We start from the raw sequence: 21,836 nt of genomic DNA, 5'->3' as shown, positions 1-21,836 counted from the left end.
CAATGAAACTTTTGCCACGGCGAGGCAGGAATGGCAGCTCAGAAGAAACTCACACGCGCGGAACAGAAGGCGCTGCGACCCATCCAGATCCTGGATGCCGCATTCGAGGAATTCGTCAGAAACGGGTTCACCGGCGCCCGCGTCGACGACATCGCAGACAGGGTCGGCGTCACCAAGGGCACGGTCTACGTCTACTTCGAGACGAAGGAAAAGCTCTTCGAAGCCATGATCAGTCACTTCTCGGTCCCCTTTCAGGAACTGCTTGAAATCACCGCTGGCCTCAGCGGCAGCGCCACCGACAGGCTGATGTCCATTCTCGGTCTGCTTTACGACCAAATCGCGGAGGATCGCACAACCCGCGAATTGACGCGGCTGGTGATTTCGGAAGGACAGCGGTTCCCCGACCTGATCGATCGCCACCACGATGAATTCATAGCGCCGATTATCGCCAGGATCGACGCGCTCATCCTGGAAGGCGTTGCGTCAGGGGAATTTCGCGAAATTCCCGTCGAATTCTCCGACCTCGTGGTCGCGCCGATTCTGACGACGACGGTTCTGCGGCTGATATTCGACGATCGCCGCGTGCCGACGCCCAACAAGGACGCCTTCATGCGGGCCTATTTCGACCTGCTGTTCAACGGGCTGCTTGCCGAACGTCGCTGATTGCGAATGACGAAAATATCGGCGCAAGCACATAGATTTTCTAAAGTCTTTATGTGAAAACATCGAGTTAGCTTATGCTTCGAAGGTACGACCTGAATTCCCGGCGGAAAAAGTGGAACGTAAAGTCAATCTCAAAGATGTCGCACGTGATGCCGACGTGTCGCTGAGCACGGCCTCGCACGCCCTGAACGGAACTGCGCCGCTGACGATCGAGGTGCGGGAAAGAGTGCTGGATTCGGCAAAACGTCTCGGTTATCTCGACCGCCGGAGAAAGAAGGCGACGATCGCGGCCTTGCACGTTCTGCTTCTCGCCATTCCTGACGATGCCGCGCCGGAGAGCGATCTCAATCTGGTGAGCTGGACGATTCTCAACGGTCTTCGCAGGGAATGCGAGCGTCGCGGCATCCGCATCGTGCCCTACGTCAGCAGCGGCCGACGCATCGACGGCGCCGAGGTCAGGCAGATCGCGATATCAGAACGCGCAGACGGCATCGTGGTGCTGAACGACGATCAGCCCGAACTCATCCGTAGCCTCGCCTCGGCGGATATGCCCGTCGTCATCGTCAACGGTGAGGATCCCGCCATGCTGGTCGATACGGTGACACCTGAAAACCGCTTCGGCGCACGGCTCGGTATCGAGCACCTCCTGGCGCTCGGCCACCGCCGGATCCTGCATCTGACATGGAAGGGGCGCACGACCATCCAGCGCCGCTATGACGGTTTTTCCGATGCCTATTTCGCCGCACAGCTTCCGGTGCCGAAGGATATGATCATCGAGGCGGAGGGATATGAGCCCCGGCATGGCGAGGCGGCCATCAACGCGCTGCTCCATCGCGATCCCACGCTGAAAGGCGCCACCGCCGTCTTCTGCGCGGCCGACAATCTGGCGCTCGGCTGCCTGAAGGCATTGGCCGATCGCGATATACGCGTCCCCGACGCAATATCCGTGCTCGGCTTCGACGACATCGTTCCCGGCGAGTTCAGCCGCCCGCCGCTGTCCACCGTGAGCGTGCCGACCGACCGTCTCGGCGCGGCAGCGCTCGCGCTCATCGAACAGCGGCTGATCGCCAATGATCCGCAGCGGCCGGCTCATCGCCTGGAACTCGGCTGCCATCTCGTCCTGCGCGGCAGTATCGCACCGCCGCGCTGAAGCGCCGGAAGAGCCAGCCTCTAGAAGCTCCCATCAGCGCAAGCGCTCAGCCCGGAGCCGTGTATCGCGCGGGCTTTCTCCAAAGGTGCTGCGGTAGATGATGGAGAACCTGCCCGCGTGGGCAAAACCCCATATCGCGCAGATTTCGCGGACGGATTGCTGGTTCGTCGGATCCCGCAACTGCTCGCGGGCCGCCTGCAGCCGGATTGTGCGGAGGTAACCAGCCGGCGACGTTCCCCTGAAGGCCTTGAAGCCCGTTTGCAGCGCACGAAGCGAAACTCCGACATCATCGGCGACCATCGTCATGGTGAGAGGTTCCGCGATATTGGCATGCATGTAGTCGATAGCGCGTCGGACATGCCAAGGTGCAATCAACGATACTTTCTTTTTTTCCAGATGATCGGAAAACCGATGCCGGCCAAATCGGATCACGAGGTGAGCAAGAGTTTCGCTCATCGCGGCTGCGGCAAGAGGCGAAGATAGCAACGGACCGGCGCCGCGCATGCCCTGCACGATCGTCTGGAGTAGATTGCCGATGAGTTGGCCTGACTGCGTCGCGCGATCCAGAAGCGGGTCGAGATCGAACGACTCCGAGAGGGGCTTTTCCACCAGCGAGGCGAGGACCCTTTTGACAACCTTCCAGTCCAGAAAAAGGACGTCCGAGCGATGCGGTCCTCCCTGGACCACACGATCGCCGACTTCGTGATTGTTGGCCATGAGAAAGTGACCGGCGCCGCTTTCGACCGTTCTCTTTCCTATCGACAGTCGAAAAGAGCCTGTGTGCGGCATGAAAAACGCGAGATGCTGCGGAGACTCATCAAGCGTCCGGATCGTCCAGGAACTCTGATAGACCGAATGAAGCACCGTGAGCGCCTCGGTCCTTCTCAGATCCGCGGCCCAGGCGAATTTTCGGTCATCTTTCAATGGCTGTGCGCCGAAAACGCCGTAACCAGCCGTAAAGGCCTGAACCATTGATTCGAAGCTGGTGCCTCCATGCGTGGGCTCGAATCCGTAACCCCCATGCTCGGCAATTGCCATTTTCTCCCGTCTTAACGCATCCATGCCGCTCGGTTCTTTTCTTCTGCCGCCTGACATCATCGCGACTGGTCTGGCCAATCTTGATGGGTTAAGCAGGACCGGCAAAACCACGGATGATTTCGTTGCCCCGCAGAAGCAAAGCGTCCCCTCCACCTGCTTCACACTTACAGTGTAAATCAATATGTTTGGAAAATGAAGTACGCTCCGCTGGACCACGTTGCCCCACATTTCCTGCGAGACACTGAGCCCGCGAGAGTAGCCTCCCGTAACGAACGGGACCTTTTGCGGTTGATCTGGAAGTCGCCCGGTATCGAGCGCTCCAGCCTGACCGATCCACTCGATCTCACTCAGCAATCGCTGCACAGAATCGTCGGCCGGCTTCATGATCGGGGAATGGTCGTCTTTTCCCAATCGGAAAACCGGCGCGCCGGTCCGCCTAGCCCGGAGCTGACGCTGCGAAGGGAGTGGTGTCTGACGCTCGGCATCTCCATCAACGTCGGAACGATCGGCCTTTGCCTCATGGGCTTCGGCGAACCGTTGGACAATATGGAAATTCCCCAGGCCGGCTCGTCGCTATCCATGGAAATGGAGCGGATCGAAGCAGCCCTCGAACAGATCCTCGCCCGGCGCGGCGCCAAGCGGCGCGACATCCTCGGCGTCGGCCTCGCAGTCTCCGGCCATCGCATGCTGGATACGGCTTTCAATTGTCCCCTGCCGCTGGCCCATTGGTCGCTGATCGACCTGGCGCCATTGCTTGGGGAGCGGCTTGGCCTGCCGGTCTGGGCGGACAATGTCGCCAGGACTGCGGCCTTGGCGGAAGCAATTTTCGGCGTCGGGCGTGACGTTGCCGATTTTGCCTATATCGCCCACCTTCATGGCTATGGCGGCGGCCTTGTCTCCGGCGGCATGCCGTTTCGCGGCAGTTTCGGAAATGCCGGCGAAATCTCCGTTCTTTTCGGGCGTCACGACTACGATGATCGCCCCGCTCTCAACCAGCTGCTCGAGCATCTTCGCGCCAAGGGGCGCAGCGGCCTGACCCTGAGGGATCTGAAGGACGAAAATATGGTGGAGTGGGATGGTGTCGAGGAATGGATCGACCGCGTCACTCCGGCCCACAACAGAGCCATCAATGCGATCTGCGCGATCTTCGACCCCGCATTGATCGTGCTTGGCGGCGAGCTTCCACATTCACTTGCGAGAATGCTGATTGAACGCACCGAATTCAACAATCTGCCTCGGCATGGCGCATTGCGCGACGTGCCGGGGCTGGCCGTGGCGAAGATCATCGATGCGCCGGGCGCGATCGGTGCGGCCTTGATCCCGCTCTTCGAAACCGTTTTGTGATCGCGACTCAGCTAATCAAGCTCATCGAAGGAGGACTAAAGCGCACCGCAGGACCAGATGCGGTGCGCTTCAGCCGGCGCGACGAGATGGGAAGGCAGTCTTCAATGCTTGAGAGGTTTCCTCATCTCGACCCCAACTGCGCGCCAGGATTCGTTCACTTCATTCCCGTACCGGCAATGCCTGTGGTGATGTATTTCTGCAGGAACAGGAAGACGACGGTGACGGGCAACAGGCTGAGGAACGTCATCGCCAGGATGTAATGCCACTGCACCGAGAACTCCCCCTGGAAGGCGTTGAGACCGACCTGCAGGGTGAAGTTCTCGCGGCTGTTGAGGACGATGAGCGGCCAGAGGAAATCGTTCCAGCGCCAGAGCACGGAAAAGATCGCCAGCACAGCAAGCGCCGGCGCCGTCAGCGGCAGGATGATCCGCCAGAAGATGCAGAATTCGCTCGCCGCATCGACGCGCGCCGCCTCGATCAGCTCATCCGGTATAGTCAGCATATATTGCCGCAGCAGGAAAACGGCTGTCGGCGAGGCGACGGTCGGCAGGATGACACCCCAGAGATTGTCGGCGAGCCCGACCCCGACAATGACGAGATAGGCCGGGACCATGACGACGGCGAGCGGGATCATCAGAGTCGAGATGATGATGACGAACACAGTCGTGTCACCACGAAATTTGTATTTCGACAGCGCAAAGGCAGCCATGGCGTTGACGATAAGCGTCAGCAGCGTCGCGACCACCGTGACGAAGACCGAATTCTTCAGGAAGATCAGGAAGTTGAAGCGCGTCAGCGGATCGGTGTAGTTCTCGGTAGCAACGGTCAGATGCTGGACCGGCGTGATTCCCTTCACGTCGACACCGACCGGTTGCCCCGGATTTGCGGGGTCGACCATTTGCGCCTTGAGACCGATGCGCCTGATCATGGCCATTTCACGCTGCTGGCCGTCAACCGTTACGTTCCAAAGACTGAGCGGCTTGTCGAATCCGGGCACGGTCTGTTCCACGGCGGCCCGGGGAAGCAGCGACGGCGGAAAACGGGTGATCTCGGCCGCCGGTTTCAGCGAGGAGAGGCCTGCCCAGACGACGGGAATGAGCACGACGAGCGTTCCGCCGATCAGCCAGACCCATGACAAGATATCGGTGATATCGATGCGTCCGGCTCGACGTGTGCGCGTCATGAAGCGGATTGGGTTCATAGAGCTGTTCATCTCAGGACTCCATTCGCTTGCCGAGGCGCAGCTGTATGAGGGTGAGAACCAGAAGCACCAGCCCCATGAGAACCGATGCGGCCGACGCAAGGCCGAAGAGGCGCAGATCGCTGCCGAAGGCCATCTGGTAGATATATTGAACGATGAAGCTGTTGGCCGTGCCTGGGCCGCCGCCATTGGTCAGAACCCAGGCTTCGTCAAAGATCTGCACCGACTTGATCATCAGAAGGATGAATACGACCAGCAGGTTCGGGGCAAGAAGTGGAAGCGTGATCCTGAACAGCGTGCGGCGCGGTGAAGCGGCATCGATGGACGCGGCCTCGTAGAGATCTTTCGGGATCGCCTGGAGGCCGGCGAGCAGGATCAGCGTGTAAAAGCCCATATGGAACCAGACCGACACGACCACCACGAAAAAGCGCGACCAGCCGACATCGAGCAGGAAAATCTCCGGCGGCACGCCGAGCATCTGAAAGAAGGCGTTCAGCAGGCCGTTGCGATCGAGGAACCACTTCCAGATCAGGCCGATGACGACGGGAGACAGCAGAACCGGATAGAAGAACATCGCCCGGAAGAAGCCACGCGCAAAGATCGCCCGGTTGAGGATCAGCGCCGTGATCAGCGCCACCAGCAATGTGGCGACGACGTTGAAGGCCACGAACCAAAGCGTGTTCCACACCGCCGTCCAGAACAGCGATTCCTGGCAGGTTCCGGGCTGGAGATAATTGCCGCAGGAAAGCAAGGTGCGGAAGTTGTCGAGACCGACGAACGGCCGGTCGGAGACGAAGAGATTGGTGCCGCCCGTGAAGGCGTAGCCGACCGCGATCGCGATGGGAAGGAAGGTGAAGATCGCGAACAGGATGAGGTTCGGCGCCAGGAACAGCCAGGGCATCCGCTTGCGGCCAAACAGACGCTCGATCGCATTCATCGGCGCCTCGACCACCCTCATCGCCGTTTCGCCTGTCTGAGACAGCAATGTACCGGCCGTGAGCTCTGCCATGTCAGCGCCTCCCCTGCCCGGACCGTCTGCCAAAGGCCAGGCCGCTTTCGGGATCGAACAGATGAACGCGGGCCGGATCGGCATCGATCATGATCCGGTCGCCCGAAACCGGCGCGAAATGGCCGGCTTCATGGATGATGATCGGATCGTCTTGCCCGGCGAGATTGCCATAGACATAGGTCTCGGTCCCGAGCCCTTCGTGATACTGCACGACGAATGGCAGCCCCCCCTCGCTGGAGCGGGTGAAATGCGCGGGCCGGATACCGGCAACAACCCCCTGCCCCACCGAAATGCCGACGGGATCGACATTGCTGACGATCGCGCCGCCATTGCCGACGTCGATGGCAATGCCGCTTTCCGTGATGGCTGCGACCTTGCCCTTGATAATGTTCATGCGCGGCGAACCGAGGAATCCGGCGACGAAGAGATTGCGCGGATGATCGAAGAGCTCCAGCGGTGCGCCGACCTGCTCGACCCGACCGGCGCGCAAAACGACGATCTTGTCGGCCATGGTCATCGCCTCGACCTGGTCGTGGGTGACGTAGATCATCGTCGTCTTGATGTCGCGATGGAGCTTGGTGATCTCGGCCCGGGTCTGGACACGTAGCGCCGCATCGAGGTTCGACAGCGGCTCGTCGAAGAGGAAGATATCGGGCTCGCGCACGATCGCCCGGCCGATCGCCACACGCTGACGCTGGCCGCCCGAAAGCTGCTTCGGACGCCGGTCGAGATAGGGTTCGATCGCCAGCATCCTGGCCGCCTCGGCGATACGCGCCTCGATTTCTGCCCGCTTGAACTTCAGATTTTCCAGGCCGAAGGCGAGGTTCTTGCGTACGCTCATATGCGGATAGAGCGCATAGGACTGGAAGACCATCGCGATTTTGCGCTCGGCCGGCGACAGCGCGCTGACGTCGCGTCCGCCGATCGCGATTGCGCCAGAGGTCACCTCCTCAAGGCCGGCGATGACGCGCAACAGGGTCGACTTGCCGCAGCCCGACGGACCGACGAAGACGACGAATTCGCCGTCCTTGATATCGAGTTCGACGTCATGCAGGATTTTGACGGCGCCATACGACTTGTTGACGGTGGAAAGTTTCAGTTCTGCCATGCCCCACTCCCATCAGGTGCCGCCGTTTCGAAGACGACGTCGTTTTCGTTCCAGCCTTGCGGCAATGGTGTCGGCCTCGTGATCCGCACCTCTTTCATCAAGATCCCGGCGACATCGGCCACGTAGACGGCCGGCATCCCCTGGGGGTAGTCCTGCAGGCCGATCACCCGTCCGTCCGAACCTCGGGTCCAGGCATTGGCACGCCCGCCGCCACCGGCCTTCGGCGCGAGGTCGGCATTCGTCGGGCGCAGATCGTAGGTCCGCCCGGTGCCAAGCTGCCCCGGCTGCTGATCTACGGCGATACGGGCCAACGACACGTTCCGGATGCCTGACGGCGCGGCGGCAATGATGGTGATCGCCCCTTCCATACGGCCGGTCACATCTTCGACGATGAGATTTTCGACGGCGCCAGCGGGGCGTTCGGCGATACGGTCGACGACATTGACGGTCAGCGCCTCCCCGGAGCCCCAGAAACCATCCGGCGTTTCCCGGCACTCTACCGAAATCCTGGAAAACCTCACATTCGAGATCCGGCCGCCGTCACGCGAGAATATGCCGAGCGCCCGGTTGGAGGACGAGACGCTGCAATCCTCGAACAGGACATTGGTGACGTCGCCATGTGTTTCCGTGCCGATCTTCAGCGCGCAGCTCAAGCTCTGAACGGCGCAGCGACGCACCAGAATGTTCTCACACCGGCCGACGGCCACACCTTCAGGACCGATGCTCGTTTTCAGGCATATGCCGTCGTCGGCCGTCGATATAGTGCAGTCCTCGATGACGCCGCCGCGGCAGGCGTCGAGCACAATGCCATCGGTGTTGGGAAGGCGGCGGTCGTTTTCGATGGTGACGCTGCGGACCGCGACATCGGTGCAGTTGACGAAATGCAGCGTCCACATCGGCGAGCGGCTGATGGTGACGCAACTGATCTCGACCTCGTCGCAGCCTTCGAAGACGACGACACGGGGACGGAATTCGGCCGGAATGAAAGTTCCCACCGTCTCGTCGTCTCCTGTGATGAAACTTTCGCAGCCGGCTTCGATGCGCCCCTCCCCCGTCAGGCTGATGCGCCGCGCATCCCGCGCGACGATCATGCCGCGATCCGATTTCTCGGCGATCACCGAAACCGTCGTATGCGCGTAGGCGGCATAGTCTGGAACGGGACGTAGCACCGCGCCGGCGGCAAGGTGCAAATCGACGCCGGAACGCAGCCGGAGCCCCCGGCAGAGGTGGATGCCCGCCAGGAGCTCCAGGCGTCCGCCGCCGGAAGCAGAAAGGCCGTCGATCGCCGCCTGCAGACGGTCGGTATTGTCGCTGTCGAGCGCCTCAATCGCGACAAGGGAGGGAGCGCTCATTGGCGGCGGCCGTTCTCAATCAGAACTTCGGTCAGCAGCAGCATGGTCAGCGCCTGGCCGTAAGGGGTCGGCAGGTTCGGGATGCGCCGGTAGAAATCAAGGTCATGGCCCATCGGCGTGCCGTCGGAAACGCCGTGGACGACGCCTTCATCGTCGATCTGCGCCAGCACGGCCTTAAGCGCGCGCTCCGCATAAATCCTGTCGCTCTCGTCGAGAATCCCGCCATCGATGGCGCGCAACATGCCGTAGGCGATGCCTGCGGTTGCCGAGGTTTCGAGCGGCGAGGACGGATCGTCAAGCAGGGTCGTGAACATGCCGTCCGGCCGCTGATAGGCTTTTAGGGAGCGCACCTGGCTGACGAGGACGTTCGAGAGGAAACGCCGATCCTTCTCGCCGAGCGTCGGGACGAGATCGAAGAGCTCGGGGATCGCAACCGTGATCCAGGCATTGCCGCGCGCCCAGAAGGCATTGGCGAAGTTGTGCCGGCCGTTGAACGTCCAGCCGTGATACCAGAGACCGCTGACCGGATCGGAGAGATAGCGGGCGTGGAGCGCGAACTGATAGACGGCCTCGTCGATCCAGTCTTTGCGCTGGCAGAGCACCCCGGCCTGTGCAAGGAACAGGCAGGCCATGAACAGCGTGTCGTCCCACAATTCGCCGTCGTTGAGGCGCTCCTTCACGACGTGCTGGAAGCCGCCCTCCTCGGTCTTCGGCAGTTCCTTGATCAGCCAGTCGGCCCAGTCTTCGACGAGGGCGCGAAAATCCGGGCGGTCGACATGCTGAACCAGGATTGCGAGCGGCAGCATCGGCGCCGTGCTGTTGATCTGGCGCGGCGGAATACCGCGTTCGATCTGGGCGCTGTACCAGGCGACGAGCTCCTGCAGCGCCTTCTGGTCGTTGGCGGAAATCGCGCGCCGCAAGAATCCGTAAAGGCCGACGCCGACTTCCCAGTCCCATTCATCGAACTGGATGCCGGAGGCGGCATTGTCCGTCACGAGACCTTCCTTGATGCCCCTGAGCCGGCTGAAAGCCGTCGCCACGCGATCGATCGTCGTCAGGAGTGCGGCGTTTTCAACAGATGCTATGTTCATGCTGGAGACCTATGTTTTAGCAGTAGAACGGCCCGTCGGCACCGGGTTGGCAAGCGGCGCTGTCGTGGGTGAGGATCGGGTGCGGCTGATCATGCGTGAACGGCCGGGGTTTACCGGCAATCGAAAGACCATCGGCGTAAGAAAGAGCGATCGCCGGACCGACCGGCGGCGTCAGGGAAAGACGCCGAAGGGTAGGATCGAAGGACACCACCGTCTGGCACAGGCGTTCGATAAAGGCTTTGAAAGCATCGTCATTGCCGGATGCTACGATGGCCGCCCAGCCGCAGAGCGATCCATGCGAGCGCGCCTCGCGGCCGGCGGTCGGGCCGTCCGTGATCAGCTCCAGGCCGTTAGAGGCCCAGAGAGCGGCAAATCCCCTGCCCGACCGGGCGATCAGCCATTTGTCTTCGACGATCAGATCGTCGAGCCCGTCGCGGCCGATATAGGCGTGTGTCCAGGCATGCCGTGCATCGGCCGTGTCCTCGATCAAAAGGGCGACGTCGCGATGCTGGGCGACACGCGGCAGGATGCCGTTGCCGGCCCAATAGGACGGCCGTTGATTGCCCCACGGATCGTCTTCGCCGGGATGGTTGACCCAGAGCCTCGCCATCGGATGGCCGGCGAGCCGGATATCCAGAACGTGCTGCTGATGCCCCTTCCGGCCAGTCTTGTGATCGACGACAGTCGAAAGCTGTGCGGCCTCGTTCTTGAAGAGCACGAGCTTTCCGCTCTCCAGCCCCTGGCTGTAGCGGGCCTCGACGCTTCTTCCTCGCGAAAGCGAAGCAAGCTCGGCGAGATCGGCCGGCGGCTCATAATCGCCGGCGCAAAACATGGTCAGCGCCGCCACGCCATTGTTGAGCCATCCCGTGCCGAAGGCGACCTGGGCGAAGGGCGCAAGTTCGGTCAGCGGGCCGGCGCGCAGTTCCTTGTCGTAGGCGCGCCCCTGCGACCCGGCCGGAACGCCCGCAAGCGTATGAAGTGCGATCATGCGGAAGATCAGATCGATCTGGCCCCGGGCGCGATCGGCGATCCCGCTCTCCGCCCAGCGCTCCAGCGCCAGCAGGCCGATGAAATCGATCGGGTAATAGGCGGCCGAGTTCCACTCGGCCAGGCCATGCGCTTCGACGCTGTCGAACCAGCGCCCGAGGCGCTCCACAGCGAGTTCCGCCTGCTGCCGTCCCGTCCGCCCCGAGGCCGAGAAAAGCTCGTCGGGCAGGAGGAGTCCGGCCAAAAGCTGGCTGGTATGGAAGCAGAGCACATGGTTCTCGCTCCAGAACCACATCGCGTCATTGCCCGGCTCGTCGACCCAATATCGGTAGGAGAGAACGGAATGGCGGATGCGCTCGACCGTCGCCTTCGGCATACGGTCGCCATAGGCGCCGAGCAGCCACAAGAGCGGCACCATGATGAAATCCGAACAGTCCTCACGCGCATCGATGGAGGCAAGCGTGGCATCGACGATGCGGTCGAAGCTTTCCCGGTCTTCGTAGCCGGTTTCCATCATCGCAATGAGACGACCGGCGCGGTTGGCGCCGAAGCGGGCGCTGTATTCCAGCGCCTGGCGTTTGCGGGCGGAAAGCGATGCCTCGGCCGGCAATGGAGAAATGGCGCTCATGAAGGCAGCGTCGATGACGCGGGTGACCGAGCCCGGACCGTAACCGATCGTCATGTGGATACCGTGATAACCATCTGCAATGCCGCTGATATCCTCGGCGATCAACCGGTTCTGGTGCGCATGCAGGGTCAAATGCACATGGGCGAGAAGCGGCCGTTCGTGACCATGGCCGACGACCTTGATCTCCACCGGCAGGCCACGCACGGGCGCGGTATCGAAGATGATTTCCAGAGGCTGATTGACGAAGACGTCATGGGCCGGGCGAACGCCGCGCACAAGGCCCTCCAGCTCGCGAACCTCATCCTGGTCGAGCGCCACCGGCAACAACACCGTGAGCGGTTCCTCATCCAGCATTTCAAGTTCGAAGAACCAGGTCGTGTCACGCTCGGCCAAGTCTTCGGTGTGGACGAGAATCTCGTTGTCGCCGGCTTCGAGTTGCAAGCTGATCTCAGTCGCGCTCTCGACATTGCGCTTGAACGGCTCGAAGCGCACCGCCTCCTGCCCGTTCACCCATATGCGCACCCCGCCGCAGGTCTTCAGCGCCAGATTGAGCGTGCGCGGGGCCTCTGTCCTGAACGTGCCCCTCAGCCATTTCCTGACATGCGTCGGCACATGCCAGAAGCTGGTGAACTCGACGCGGCGGTTCGAGCCGGGGAGATAAAGGCTTGTCGTCGGCCAGGACGTGTCGGGCAGAAGCGGCCGCCCCACCATGGTCGACCAGAACGCCTTCCGGCAAGGCAGGTCGCCGACATCGACGAAACCGTTGATGAAGCGATAGTTCACGCGATCTTCGGCAGGAGCCGGCTGGCCGGGAAAATAGTCGGCGATGAGGCCGGACACCGCCCATGCCGTTATCGTCTGGCCTTTGGCAACGCCATAGGCTGGCGCCATGTCGTCGGGTTGCTTGACGCTTTCCGCCTGCACAGATCGCCTCCTCCGCAATCTTATGAAAATCTTTTCATTACTTCATTTGTGTGCGGCGTCTTCAGGAAATGCTCAAAACATCGCATTAGCGCCAGAAAATAGCTTGACGGGAGGAATGTCAAGTATATGAAATTCACTTATCGACGGCTGAGGCCGCGATTGATGAAAATGTTTTCATGGGAGGATGAAAATGAAAACCTATCTCTCAGGGGCTTTCGCACTGGCGCTGGCCACCGTTTCCTCCGCCTGGTCGAGCGTCGCCATGGCGGAAACCCAGACGATCACCTTTCTCTTCACCGACGACGACCAAGCTTACGTCGAGCGGATGGAAGCACTGAGCAAGGAATTCGAGACGGCGCACCCCGACATCAAGGTGAATTTCGTTTCGTCGGGCTACGATGCCGTCGCCAAGCAGCTACCGGTGCAGCTCGCCATCGGCGAAGGGCCCGACGTTGCCAAGATCACCGATTGGCAGCTGGCGCCCTATTACCTTGACATGCGCCCGCTGATGAAGGATCCGGACGGTTTCGCCAAGCTGCACGGCGACAGCCTGAACACGCTTCGCTTCCCCGGCATCAACGACCCGAACTCGATCAATGGCTACGTCGCCTCGCAGACCTTCAACCTGCCCTTCGTCAACAAGACGCTCTTCGAACAGGCCAACGAACCGCTTCCGCAGCCGACCGCCACGCTGAAGGAAATCGTCGAAGCCTCTGCGCGCGTCGCCAAGGCGACCGGCGCCCAGATCCCCTTCACGATGGACCGCTCCGGCCACCGCTTCTCGGGTGCTGCCTTCTCCTACGGCTCGAACTACGTCAAGGACGGCAAGTTCTCATTCCCCGACGATGCCGCCAAGCGCTATATCACCGATCTCTACAACTGGACGAAGGACGGCTCCTTCCCCAAGGAAATGTGGGGTGCGGCCGGCGGAACCCAGTACAAGAACATGGGTGACGAATTCGTCAATGGCAATGTCGTGACCTATCTGGCCGGCAACTGGATGGTCAATCCGTTCCAGAAGAAGATCGGCGACGGCTTCGAGTGGACGGCAATCAGCGCGCCTTGCGGCGATGCCGGCTGCTATGCAATGCCCGGCGGCACGGCAATCGTCGGCTTCAAGCGCACCAAGTATCCGCAGGCCGTCGCCTCGTTCATCGAGTTCCTCGGCTCTGAAAAGGTCCAGCGTGAAATCGCCGAAAATTACGTCATCCTGACCGGCGCCGACATCAAGGATCCGCAGTACAAGCTCGACAGCAAGAACGCCAAGGAAGCCATGGCCGTCTTCCTCGCGGCCCGCGACAGCGCGCCGCAGGCCGCGCGCGACCTGGAACGCCTCAAGGGATCGGGCGCCATCTATCAGCTGATCGTCCAGCGGATGAGCCAGTTGATCGTCGGCGAGCTTTCTCTCGAAGACACTTTCAAGGCGATGAGCGCAGACGTCGACAAGATCAACGTGACGCTCGCCGCCAACAAGTAAACGGCCGCGCCTGTCTCCCACAGATTGCGCGCCGCATCAGCCACGACCTCGCAACGGGCCGTGGCTGATCGTTTTTGTCCGTGCTTCGGCTGATCCTTTCGGCTGACCGGTTCATCGTGGGAGAGTTCGGACTGTCCCCGGCGGGCATCGCGCCGGACCGACGTTACCGTATAGTGGAGCAACGTCCAGAGTATTGCCGCCCGATCAAGTATATTGAGGCAGTCTTACACATTCGGCGGAGAAGTCGCCGTGACACGCGCCGCGGGAGAGGCTATAGGCGTCGTAGTCAGTTCAAAACGCCGGCAATCCCGGTCACGTCAGCCGTCGATCCGTCTACCATCTAGAGGTGCATTCCCATGCCGATCGGTTCCGAGCATCCGCTGCGCAGGGAGTTGCATGACGAGTTGCATGCGCGGCCGTCGCTTTACTTCGATGGCGACACCGATGTCTGGCATGTCGCCATCGTCGGCGACAACGGCTCGCCTCCGCTGCCGGTTTCCTTGCCGGGATTGGAGGACGTCTCGACCACTCTCGGAGGCAACCACGGCATCGGCCGCTTCGGGGACGGCCGGCTGAAATGGGAGGCGCATACCGAGTTCCTCACCCTCACCTTCGTCACACCCGCAGCCTCCGCGCCCGGCAGTCATCCGCCCGAGGCTTTCAGGGCCTGCTGCGACAGGATCAACGGTAAAGTGATCGCTGCCGTCCGGGTGCTGGTGCGCGACGAGAAGGACGGGCTTGCTCTCGAAAAACCCATGCTCGACTACGTCGCCTCCAAGGTCGGCGGCGGCGATGCCGAAGTACATTCGAATTTCCGCCTCAGCGACAGCGGTTTCGTCGAATTCCTGTTCTTCAACCGCAACCTCAACGCCTATCGTACCGGCCGCATGGTCCGGCGCGTCCTCGAAATCGAGACATACAGGATGATGGCGATGCTGGCGATGCCGATGGCGCGCGAGACGATCTCCCAGCTCTCGGCCTTCGACCGGCGCCTCGATCTCCTGATCACGCACATGCAAAGCGCCGTAAAAGTCGACAAGGCGCTGCTTTCCGAAGTGACAAGGCTCTCTTCCGACGTCCTCAACTTCTCTGCGCTAGCGCGCCACCGCTTCGGGGCGACGAAAGCCTATGCCGAGATCGTCGCCAGCCGGGTCTCGGAGCTGCGCGAGGAACGCGTCGAGCAGCGCCAGCGGATCGGCACCTTCATCGGACGGCGCTTCCAGCCGGCCGTGCGTTCCGTCCATGCCGCAGAGCGCCGCCTCGATGAGCTCGCCGAACGGGTCAGTCTCGCCGGCGATCTGCTTAGAACCACCGTGCAGGTTCAGCTCGAAGATCAGAACGCGTCGCTGCTGACCTCGATGGAAGAGCGGGCGCGCATTCAGGTGCATATCCAGCAGGCTGTCGAAGGCTTCTCCGTCATCGCCATCACCTATTACACCGTCGGCCTGGCGAAGATCTGCCTCGAAAGCATTTCCGAACTGGGTGTCGATCCGCATATGGCGAAACTCGCCGTTCTCGGAGCCATCCCGCTCGTGCTCTTCGCCGTCTGGACCGCGGTCCGCCATGTCCGCAGGAGCATTGCCGGCGTTCCGCATGGCCCAACTTCCGAAAGCCACTGACGACGGGTCAGTCTCTCGGCCTGCCGCATGTCAGGCCTGCTCCCCGGCCTCTTCGCTTCCTTCCAGCTTGTGAAGAAGTGCCTTCATGACGCGGTGCGCCGTTTCGATTTCGCGCATCTCGAGGCCGTTGGCGAGACCACTCGCCCAGGGAGCCTGGAGGCGCATGGCAGCGGCGAAGGTCTCCCGTCCCTTCTCCGTCAGCACGACGAGCTGAGCGCGCCGGTGATGCGGGTTCGCCGCAAAGGCGACGAGCCCTTCCTTCTCCAGATCATTGACGATGCGCTGCACGTTCTGGCGGTTGGCGCCCATGTCGCGTGCGATCCAGGCCACCGGCTGCGGGCGCTCCGACGCGCCGACCGTGCCGAGAACCTGCCAGCGTGCGCTCGTCAGCCCCAGGCCGGCGACCAGCCTGTCTCCCGAGGTCAGCATTCGATTGTTCAGCCTGAACAGGTCGAGGACGAGATTGGTCAATGCAGATCCTGCTGCACTTCGCTCGGAATCGATCATTTGTCACCATGCAGTTAAATTGACATTATAATGTCAATATTATATGTCTTCTTCATGTCGAATTGACACCATTGAACCATATAGAACGGAGCAAGTCATGTCACATATTCGTCCGCTGGATCCTACCTTCCCGATCGGCTGTCAAATCGAGCTCGAAGCCTCCCCGGTCGTGCTCATCAATCTTTTCACGCTCGACTTGGCAGACGAGCCGAAATTCCTTGAGGTCTGGCAGGACGATGCGGCCTTCATGAAACGTCAGCCCGGCTTCATCTCCACCCAGCTGCATCGCGCGATCGGCGAAAAACCGACCTATCTCAATTACGCCGTATGGGAATCCAACGCGCATTTCCGGGCGGCCTTTGTCCACCCGGAATTCAGGGCGAAGACCTCGGCCTATCCTTCTTCGGCTATCGCCTCGCCGCATCTCTTCCAGAAGGTCGCCGTAGCGGGTATTTGCGTGGCTTAGAGCCCAGCGCGTCCCTCCGGACGCAGGACATGTCGACGACTTGAAAAATGGTTGGCGGAGCCCTTTTTAGTCTACGACTATTTTCTGTGCGGACCGAAGCTTCGAGTTTCTATAAAGATGTGCCCTTCCCGCCGGGCTTACCTCGGCGGGAAGGGCTAAGTGCCTGCATCGGCGGAGGCTCAAGAGGCCATCGCGTAGTGACGCTGTTCCGGAGCGCGTCGGCTGCCTGTCTTAAAGCGGCGCAGCAGTTCGGCAAGGCTTTCTGTCTCGTGCGTCAGGCTCTGGGCGGCGGCCGTGGTTTCTTCGACCATCGCCGCGTTCTGCTGCGTCACCTTGTCCATCTGGTCGCCGGCGGCCGAGACTTCGCGCAGGCTCGTCGCCTGCTCGCGGGCGGCGACGGCGATTTCAGCGACAGTCGCATTCATCGCGGAGACCTGCTCGACGATCTGCTCCAACGAGAGACCGGATTCGCCGACCAGCTCCACGCCCGTCTTGACCTGGGCCGAGGAGGTGGAGATCAGTTCCTTGATCTCCCTGGCCGCATTGGCCGAGCGTTGGGCAAGCTCGCGGACTTCCTGCGCGACGACGGCAAACCCCTTGCCGGCTTCACCGGCGCGGGCCGCTTCGACGCCGGCATTCAGCGCCAGGAGGTTGGTCTGGAAGGCGATTTCGTCAATGACGCTGATGATGTTGCCGATCTTCGACGACGAGTTCTGGATTTCCGTCATTGCGGCGATGGCGCGGGAGACGATCTCGCCGCCCTTTTCAGCATTAGTGCGGGCCGTCGCCACGACAGCCTGGGCGCGGCTTGCGCCCTCGGCCGTTCCGTTGACGCCGCGGGTGACGTCGCCAAGGGCCGCGACGGTTTCTTCCAGCGAAGCGGCCTGCTGCTCGGTACGGCGGGCAAGATCGTTCGAGGCGGTGGAGATTTCCGCAAGGCCGGAGCGGATTGTCGTGACCGCACGGATGACCAAGTCGACCGCTTCTTCAAGGCTCGCGACCGAGCTGTTGAAGTGATCACGGATTCGGACATAGCGATGGTCGACTTCGCCGACGCGGACCGAGAGATCGCCCTTCGAGAGCGCATCCAGACCAAGTGAAATCTGTCGGAAGGCATGTTCCATCACCTGTGCATCGCTGAGACGCTCGGCTTCCTGGCGCAGCCGCTCTTCTTCGGCCGCCAGACGCGCCCGCTCGGCATTGGCTTCGGCGATCAGCTTGGCGCGGCCGGTCTCCTGGAACACCTTCAGCGAACGCGCCATGGCGCCGAGTTCGTGCCGGTACTCGACGCCCGTGATCACGATGGCATCGTCGCCGCGGGCGAGCTGTTCCATGGATTGCGCCATGCCCCGGACAGCCGAGGAAATCAGCCGGCCGACGAAATAGGAGAGCACGAGGCCGATGACGATCAGCAGGCCGCTGATGACGAGCGTCGTGCTGGTCGCCGAGGCAACCGTTGCTTCGACCGAGCCATCAAGGTTCTTCTGCGCGCCGGTCACCGTCGCCTGCAGATCCTTGAATTCGCCTGCGATCTTCGGCGCCAGCACATTGAGCTGCGTCTGGCGAATGTCGCCGGATGCCTGCAGCACGTCCTTCATGTCGCCGAGGCGCGCGGTGTAATTCTGCATGAGCTGGCCGGCGCCCATCAGGCGCTTCTTCTGCAGCTCGTTCTTGGCGGCCTTGGCGGCAGCATCGTTGAGCGCGACAGCCTCGGCCAGTGCTGCTTGCGCCGTATCGTAGGCGGCAAAATCGTCGGAATGGACGAAACGTTCGGAGAAATAGAGGCTCCGGTTCAGTGCCTCCAACGTCGCCGCCGTCATGTGCAGCAGGGCGACGTCGTTCTGGCGCCAGGCGCTGCGCATGACGTCGCTGAGCGCGATGCTGGTCCAGGGCCCGAATTCGGTGACTTTTGAGATCAGTATGTCACGCCGGACCTGCAGCGAGACGATCTGCTCGAAGGCCTTGCCGTAAGCGGCGATGTCCTGGCGGATCGTCGCAAGGCCGGACTGGAGATCCTTGTTATCGGCGAAACGCGGGTCGTCGGCCTCGAACGCCTTCACGCCGGCACGGAAACTGTCGACGACCGCCTGCGTCGGCGTGGAGCGGAAGGCTTCAGCCGACATCTGGATCTGGTGCAGCTGGTCGCTGTAATCCGAGATGGCGAGGCTCTGCCCCGCGGTGGCGCGGTAGGAGGCGAAAATGGAGGCGAGGCCGTTCATCCCCGAGATCGCGCTGACGGTCAGCAGGCTCATCAGCAGGATCAACGGCACGAAGCCGGACGTGATCTGCGCGCGAATGCCGAATTTATTCCAGAAATGCAACATCATAGGCCTCTTATGCTCACTGGCTCTTCGGCAGGTATTTGGAGATGTTCTCAGGTGTGACGAGTTCGAAGGGAACGTTGTTTTCGCGCGGCACCTTCTCCTTGTTGACGAGCTTCACGGCGGCCTCGACCGCCGCAGCACCCTGCCCGACAGCGCTCTGGAGAATGGTGACATCGAGATCGCCGGCCACCATCGAGGCAAGAGCATCGTCGGTCGCGTCGACGCCGGCGACGACGACATCCTTCATCGGCATGCCGGCCTTCTTCATGGCGCGGATCGCGCCGAGCGCCATCTCGTCATTGTTGGCGATAACGGCGTCGAACTTGACGCCGGCCGCAAGCCACTCCTGCAGCTGCTGGTCGGCATAATCGCGCGACCAGTAGGCGGCCTGCCGCTCGACGATCTCCAGGCCCTTGCAGTCGGGCGTGGCGATGACATCCGAGATATCCTGCGTGCGGGCGCGGGCGGCGGCGTGGAAAGGCTCGCCCATCAGCACGACGACGCGGCCCTTGCCCTTGAGCAGCGCGCAAACCTGCTTCGTCTCCAGCGTACCGGATTCCTTTTCGTTGGAGGCGACCACGACCTGATTTTCGGGAAGATCAAGCAGGTTGGAAGGAACGTTGTTGATGTAAACCAGCGGAATGCCGGCATCCGCCGCCATCTTGGTCATCTGCGGCCCGAGATCGCCATCGGAAACCGCCAGGATGATGGCGTCGACCTTGTCGGCGATGAGCTTCTGAACCTGCTTCTTCTGAAGCTCGTTGTCGCCCTTGGCGTTCTCGGTAACCAGCTTGAGGCCGGAGACCGTCTCCCCGTGGGCGACGACGCCATTGAGAAGCGCCGTCCTGAATTTGTCGAGATCGGACATCGAAACGCCGATCGTCTGAGCATTGGCGACAGAGACCGACATCGCCAAGGCGATGGATGCAAGCGTGGCCGTTTTCATGAATTCCCCTGCGCAATTCGGATAGAACCGCGTTATTTCAAATTTTGGTTAAATTTTACTTTTCGCGCCGGAGTTAGAACTATCGGCGGGGGACATGATCTTGCCGTGGCGGCAGCCCCTTCTTCGGCTCCGGTCGCCTGGACTTGAGACGCGCCGCGGCAAACTTGACACCAATACCTCAAGCCTTTGTTCTATTGACGTTATCTTCCGCCGAAGCCGGAGCCGACGCTGATGCCCTTGTAGATCACCCTCTGCAGCACGATGGCGAGGATGACCCCCGGCACCATGGAGATGGTGGCGCCCGCCATGATGTAGTTCCAGGCGGTGCCCTGCTGCGTCTGAAACAGGGTGAGCCCGAGCGGCAGCGTGGCCTTTTCGAGCCCACTGGTGGCGATCAGCGGCCACAGAAAGCTTTTCCACTGCGCGATGAAAGTAAAGAGCGACAGCAGGCCGATCGCCGGCATGGCGAGCGGAACGATGACCCTGACCAGGATGCGCAGGCGCGAGGCCCCGTCCATCATCGCCGCTTCGTCGAGGTCATTGGGAATGCCGAGGATGAACTGCCGCAGCAGGAAAGTGCCGAAGGAAGAGAAGGCGACCGGCAGGATCATGCCGTGATAGGTGTTGATCCAGCCGAGCTTGCTGACCAGAAGGAAGAGCGGGATGACCAACATCACCTGCGGAATCATCAGCGTGCTGAGATAGGTGAGCAGCAGTCCCTCACGGCCGGGGAACCGCAGCCTGGCGAAAGCATAGGCCGAAAGGCAGGAGACCACGATGACGATCGCGGTCACACCGCACGCGACGACGAAGGAGTTCAGCAGGAAGGTGCCGAAGGGCAGCGACACCAGCGCCTCGACGAAATTGCCCCACTGGTATTCCTCGGGCAGGATACGGACCGGCACAGCCAGCACTTCGGTGTTAGAGCGAACCGCATTCGACACCATCCAGAAGAAGGGAAAGAGGAAGAGCAGCGCGATCAGCGACAGTCCGGCGTAGCTGACGAAGGTGCCGATCCGCCGCAGGATGCGATGCCGGTTCCGGGACTGGGAATGCGGATGCCGTGAGGCCGCGTCAGTCGTCATAATGCACCCATTTGCGCTGCATGTGGAACTGCAGGATGGTGAGCGCCATGATCATGACGAACATCACCCAGGCGAGCGCCGACGCGTAACCCATCTGGAAATTGGTGAAGCCCTTCTGGTAGATGGCGAAGCCGAGGGTGGCCGTCGCCGAGCCAGGGCCGCCACGCGTCATGGCGAAGATCTCGTCGAAGACCTGCAGCGAGGTAATGGCCGTCATGACGGTAGCGAAGAAGACCGTCGGTGAGATGAGCGGCAGGCGGATGCGCCAGAAGCGCCTCCATGGACCAGCGCCGTCGATCATCGCCGCTTCGAGATAGTGCTTCGGCACCAGGTCGAGCGCGGCGTTGAACATCACGACGTTGTAGCCGACATTGGCCCAAAGCGTGACGAGCACGACCGCCTGCATGGCCCAGCTCGAACTCAGCAGGAAGTTCGGCAGACCGAGGCCGAGCGAACGGATGACGCTGTCGGCGAGCCCGTCGGGGGTAAAGATCAGCAGCCACACCACGGAGGCTGCGATCGTCGGAGTAAAGGTCGGCAGGAAGAAGATCACCCGAAAGATCGCCTTGCCACGCTTGAGGCTCGATATCCAGACCGCGAGCGTCAGCGAAACGATGATATTCACAGCCAGATACTCGACGGCGAAGAACAGTGTATTGCGCAATATGGTGTAGAATGAGGGATCGACGGTGAAGAGCTTGATGTAATTCTGAAAACCGACGAAGGATGGCGTCGAGATCAGCTGCCAGTTGGTGAAGGAGAGCGCCAGCGACGCAATGATCGGCAGGGCCATGAAGATCATGAAGCCGAGGAAACTCGGCAGCAGGAACAGCATGGCCGTCTGCGTTTCCGGCTTCAGGAGGCGCCTGGGCTGACCGGGCTGCAAGGCAATTTCGGCAACGGCGCTTTCCGACATC

At 61.5% G+C, this 21,836-nt stretch carries 18 protein-coding genes; 6 read left to right on the top strand and 12 right to left on the bottom strand.

Annotated features, from left to right (window positions below; translation table 11 throughout):
- The first annotated feature begins 30 nt into the window (after positions 1-30).
- Entirely contained in the window at positions 31-663 is a 633-nt protein-coding gene (locus tag GGD53_RS12430) for a TetR/AcrR family transcriptional regulator (RefSeq protein ID WP_184456316.1), read from the top strand.
- A 112-nt stretch (positions 664-775) separates the two neighbouring features.
- Complete coding sequence (locus GGD53_RS12425; protein WP_184456314.1) at positions 776-1,813, top strand: LacI family DNA-binding transcriptional regulator; 1,038 nt, start codon at positions 776-778, stop codon at positions 1,811-1,813.
- A 33-nt stretch (positions 1,814-1,846) separates the two neighbouring features.
- Here GGD53_RS12425 and GGD53_RS12420 read toward each other — a convergent pair whose 3' ends face one another.
- Complete coding sequence (locus tag GGD53_RS12420; RefSeq protein WP_184456608.1) at positions 1,847-2,875, bottom strand: helix-turn-helix transcriptional regulator; 1,029 nt, start codon at positions 2,873-2,875, stop codon at positions 1,847-1,849.
- A 168-nt stretch (positions 2,876-3,043) separates the two neighbouring features.
- Here GGD53_RS12420 and GGD53_RS12415 point away from each other — a divergent pair, with 168 nt between their 5' ends.
- Positions 3,044-4,195, top strand: coding sequence for an ROK family transcriptional regulator (locus tag GGD53_RS12415; protein WP_184456312.1), 1,152 nt, complete (start codon positions 3,044-3,046; stop codon positions 4,193-4,195).
- Positions 4,196-4,349: 154 nt separating this feature from the next.
- Here GGD53_RS12415 and GGD53_RS12410 read toward each other — a convergent pair whose 3' ends face one another.
- The 6 genes from GGD53_RS12410 to GGD53_RS12385 are packed head-to-tail and all read right to left on the bottom strand — an operon-like array spanning position 4,350 to position 12,462.
- On the bottom strand, positions 4,350-5,396 hold the full coding sequence (locus tag GGD53_RS12410; protein ID WP_184456606.1) for a carbohydrate ABC transporter permease: 1,047 nt from the start codon (positions 5,394-5,396) through the stop codon (positions 4,350-4,352).
- 13 nt (positions 5,397-5,409) lie between these two features.
- A complete protein-coding gene (locus tag GGD53_RS12405) occupies positions 5,410-6,405 on the bottom strand; it encodes a carbohydrate ABC transporter permease (protein ID WP_184456310.1) in 996 nt (331 codons plus the stop codon).
- Position 6,406: 1 nt separating this feature from the next.
- Positions 6,407-7,513, bottom strand: a complete 1,107-nt coding sequence (locus GGD53_RS12400) for an ABC transporter ATP-binding protein (RefSeq protein ID WP_184456308.1) — start codon at positions 7,511-7,513, stop codon at positions 6,407-6,409.
- Entirely contained in the window at positions 7,501-8,865 is a 1,365-nt protein-coding gene (locus GGD53_RS12395) for a glycoside hydrolase family 28 protein (RefSeq protein ID WP_184456306.1), read from the bottom strand. Before GGD53_RS12395 ends, GGD53_RS12400 begins: the two co-directional genes overlap by 13 nt.
- Positions 8,862-9,956: a glycoside hydrolase family 88/105 protein gene (locus tag GGD53_RS12390; protein ID WP_184456304.1), complete on the bottom strand. Its 1,095-nt coding sequence runs from the start codon at positions 9,954-9,956 to the stop codon at positions 8,862-8,864. The genes GGD53_RS12395 and GGD53_RS12390 overlap by 4 nt, the downstream gene beginning before the upstream one ends.
- A gap of 16 nt (positions 9,957-9,972) precedes the next feature.
- Positions 9,973-12,462 (bottom strand): hypothetical protein, encoded by a 2,490-nt coding sequence (locus GGD53_RS12385; protein WP_210303187.1) that lies wholly within the window; start codon positions 12,460-12,462, stop codon positions 9,973-9,975.
- Positions 12,463-12,685: 223 nt separating this feature from the next.
- Here GGD53_RS12385 and GGD53_RS12380 point away from each other — a divergent pair, with 223 nt between their 5' ends.
- Together GGD53_RS12380 and GGD53_RS12375 are read left to right on the top strand one after the other, a co-directional pair.
- Positions 12,686-13,972: an ABC transporter substrate-binding protein gene (locus tag GGD53_RS12380; RefSeq protein ID WP_184456300.1), complete on the top strand. Its 1,287-nt coding sequence runs from the start codon at positions 12,686-12,688 to the stop codon at positions 13,970-13,972.
- Positions 13,973-14,328: 356 nt separating this feature from the next.
- On the top strand, positions 14,329-15,591 hold the full coding sequence (locus GGD53_RS12375; RefSeq protein WP_184456298.1) for a DUF3422 domain-containing protein: 1,263 nt from the start codon (positions 14,329-14,331) through the stop codon (positions 15,589-15,591).
- A gap of 30 nt (positions 15,592-15,621) precedes the next feature.
- On the opposite strand, the gene GGD53_RS12370 is transcribed toward GGD53_RS12375, so the two are convergent.
- Entirely contained in the window at positions 15,622-16,098 is a 477-nt protein-coding gene (locus GGD53_RS12370; RefSeq protein ID WP_184456296.1) for a MarR family winged helix-turn-helix transcriptional regulator, read from the bottom strand.
- A gap of 97 nt (positions 16,099-16,195) precedes the next feature.
- On the opposite strand from GGD53_RS12370, the gene GGD53_RS12365 reads away from it, so the two are divergent.
- Positions 16,196-16,564, top strand: a complete 369-nt coding sequence (locus tag GGD53_RS12365) for an antibiotic biosynthesis monooxygenase family protein (protein ID WP_184456294.1) — start codon at positions 16,196-16,198, stop codon at positions 16,562-16,564.
- Positions 16,565-16,743: 179 nt separating this feature from the next.
- On the opposite strand, the gene GGD53_RS12360 is transcribed toward GGD53_RS12365, so the two are convergent.
- The 4 genes from GGD53_RS12360 to GGD53_RS12345 all read right to left on the bottom strand — a co-directional run bounded on the left by GGD53_RS12360 (position 16,744) and on the right by GGD53_RS12345 (position 21,835).
- On the bottom strand, positions 16,744-18,888 hold the full coding sequence (locus GGD53_RS12360; RefSeq protein ID WP_184456604.1) for a methyl-accepting chemotaxis protein: 2,145 nt from the start codon (positions 18,886-18,888) through the stop codon (positions 16,744-16,746).
- Positions 18,889-18,904: 16 nt separating this feature from the next.
- Entirely contained in the window at positions 18,905-19,834 is a 930-nt protein-coding gene (locus GGD53_RS12355; RefSeq protein ID WP_184456292.1) for a substrate-binding domain-containing protein, read from the bottom strand.
- Between the two features lie 200 nt (positions 19,835-20,034).
- Positions 20,035-20,919 (bottom strand): carbohydrate ABC transporter permease, encoded by an 885-nt coding sequence (locus GGD53_RS12350; protein ID WP_184456290.1) that lies wholly within the window; start codon positions 20,917-20,919, stop codon positions 20,035-20,037.
- A complete protein-coding gene (locus tag GGD53_RS12345; RefSeq protein WP_184456602.1) occupies positions 20,909-21,835 on the bottom strand; it encodes a carbohydrate ABC transporter permease in 927 nt (308 codons plus the stop codon). Before GGD53_RS12345 ends, GGD53_RS12350 begins: the two co-directional genes overlap by 11 nt.
- Between the last annotated feature and the right edge of the window lies 1 nt (position 21,836).

Source organism: Rhizobium aethiopicum, from assembly GCF_014197535.1.
Classification (GTDB): domain Bacteria; phylum Pseudomonadota; class Alphaproteobacteria; order Rhizobiales; family Rhizobiaceae; genus Rhizobium; species Rhizobium aethiopicum_A.
Note: the sequence above shows the minus strand (reverse complement) of the source record. Positions and strands in the feature narration are given on the sequence as shown.

What these genes read in the sequence shown, in the direction of transcription:
- GGD53_RS12430 (WP_184456316.1), top strand. Translation starts at nt 31, where the DNA reads ATGGCAGCTCAGAAGAAACTCACACGCGCGGAACAGAAGGCGCTGCGA.
- GGD53_RS12420 (WP_184456608.1), bottom strand. Translation starts at nt 2,875, where the DNA reads ATGGATGCGTTAAGACGGGAGAAAATGGCAATTGCCGAGCATGGGGGT.
- GGD53_RS12415 (WP_184456312.1), top strand. Translation starts at nt 3,044, where the DNA reads ATGAAGTACGCTCCGCTGGACCACGTTGCCCCACATTTCCTGCGAGAC.
- GGD53_RS12410 (WP_184456606.1), bottom strand. Translation starts at nt 5,396, where the DNA reads ATGAACCCAATCCGCTTCATGACGCGCACACGTCGAGCCGGACGCATC.
- GGD53_RS12405 (WP_184456310.1), bottom strand. Translation starts at nt 6,405, where the DNA reads ATGGCAGAGCTCACGGCCGGTACATTGCTGTCTCAGACAGGCGAAACG.
- GGD53_RS12400 (WP_184456308.1), bottom strand. Translation starts at nt 7,513, where the DNA reads ATGGCAGAACTGAAACTTTCCACCGTCAACAAGTCGTATGGCGCCGTC.
- GGD53_RS12395 (WP_184456306.1), bottom strand. Translation starts at nt 8,865, where the DNA reads ATGAGCGCTCCCTCCCTTGTCGCGATTGAGGCGCTCGACAGCGACAAT.
- GGD53_RS12390 (WP_184456304.1), bottom strand. Translation starts at nt 9,956, where the DNA reads ATGAACATAGCATCTGTTGAAAACGCCGCACTCCTGACGACGATCGAT.
- GGD53_RS12385 (WP_210303187.1), bottom strand. Translation starts at nt 12,462, where the DNA reads ATGGCGCCAGCCTATGGCGTTGCCAAAGGCCAGACGATAACGGCATGG.
- GGD53_RS12380 (WP_184456300.1), top strand. Translation starts at nt 12,686, where the DNA reads ATGAAAACCTATCTCTCAGGGGCTTTCGCACTGGCGCTGGCCACCGTT.
- GGD53_RS12375 (WP_184456298.1), top strand. Translation starts at nt 14,329, where the DNA reads ATGCCGATCGGTTCCGAGCATCCGCTGCGCAGGGAGTTGCATGACGAG.
- GGD53_RS12370 (WP_184456296.1), bottom strand. Translation starts at nt 16,098, where the DNA reads ATGATCGATTCCGAGCGAAGTGCAGCAGGATCTGCATTGACCAATCTC.
- GGD53_RS12365 (WP_184456294.1), top strand. Translation starts at nt 16,196, where the DNA reads ATGTCACATATTCGTCCGCTGGATCCTACCTTCCCGATCGGCTGTCAA.
- GGD53_RS12360 (WP_184456604.1), bottom strand. Translation starts at nt 18,888, where the DNA reads ATGTTGCATTTCTGGAATAAATTCGGCATTCGCGCGCAGATCACGTCC.
- GGD53_RS12355 (WP_184456292.1), bottom strand. Translation starts at nt 19,834, where the DNA reads ATGAAAACGGCCACGCTTGCATCCATCGCCTTGGCGATGTCGGTCTCT.
- GGD53_RS12350 (WP_184456290.1), bottom strand. Translation starts at nt 20,919, where the DNA reads ATGACGACTGACGCGGCCTCACGGCATCCGCATTCCCAGTCCCGGAAC.
- GGD53_RS12345 (WP_184456602.1), bottom strand. Translation starts at nt 21,835, where the DNA reads ATGTCGGAAAGCGCCGTTGCCGAAATTGCCTTGCAGCCCGGTCAGCCC.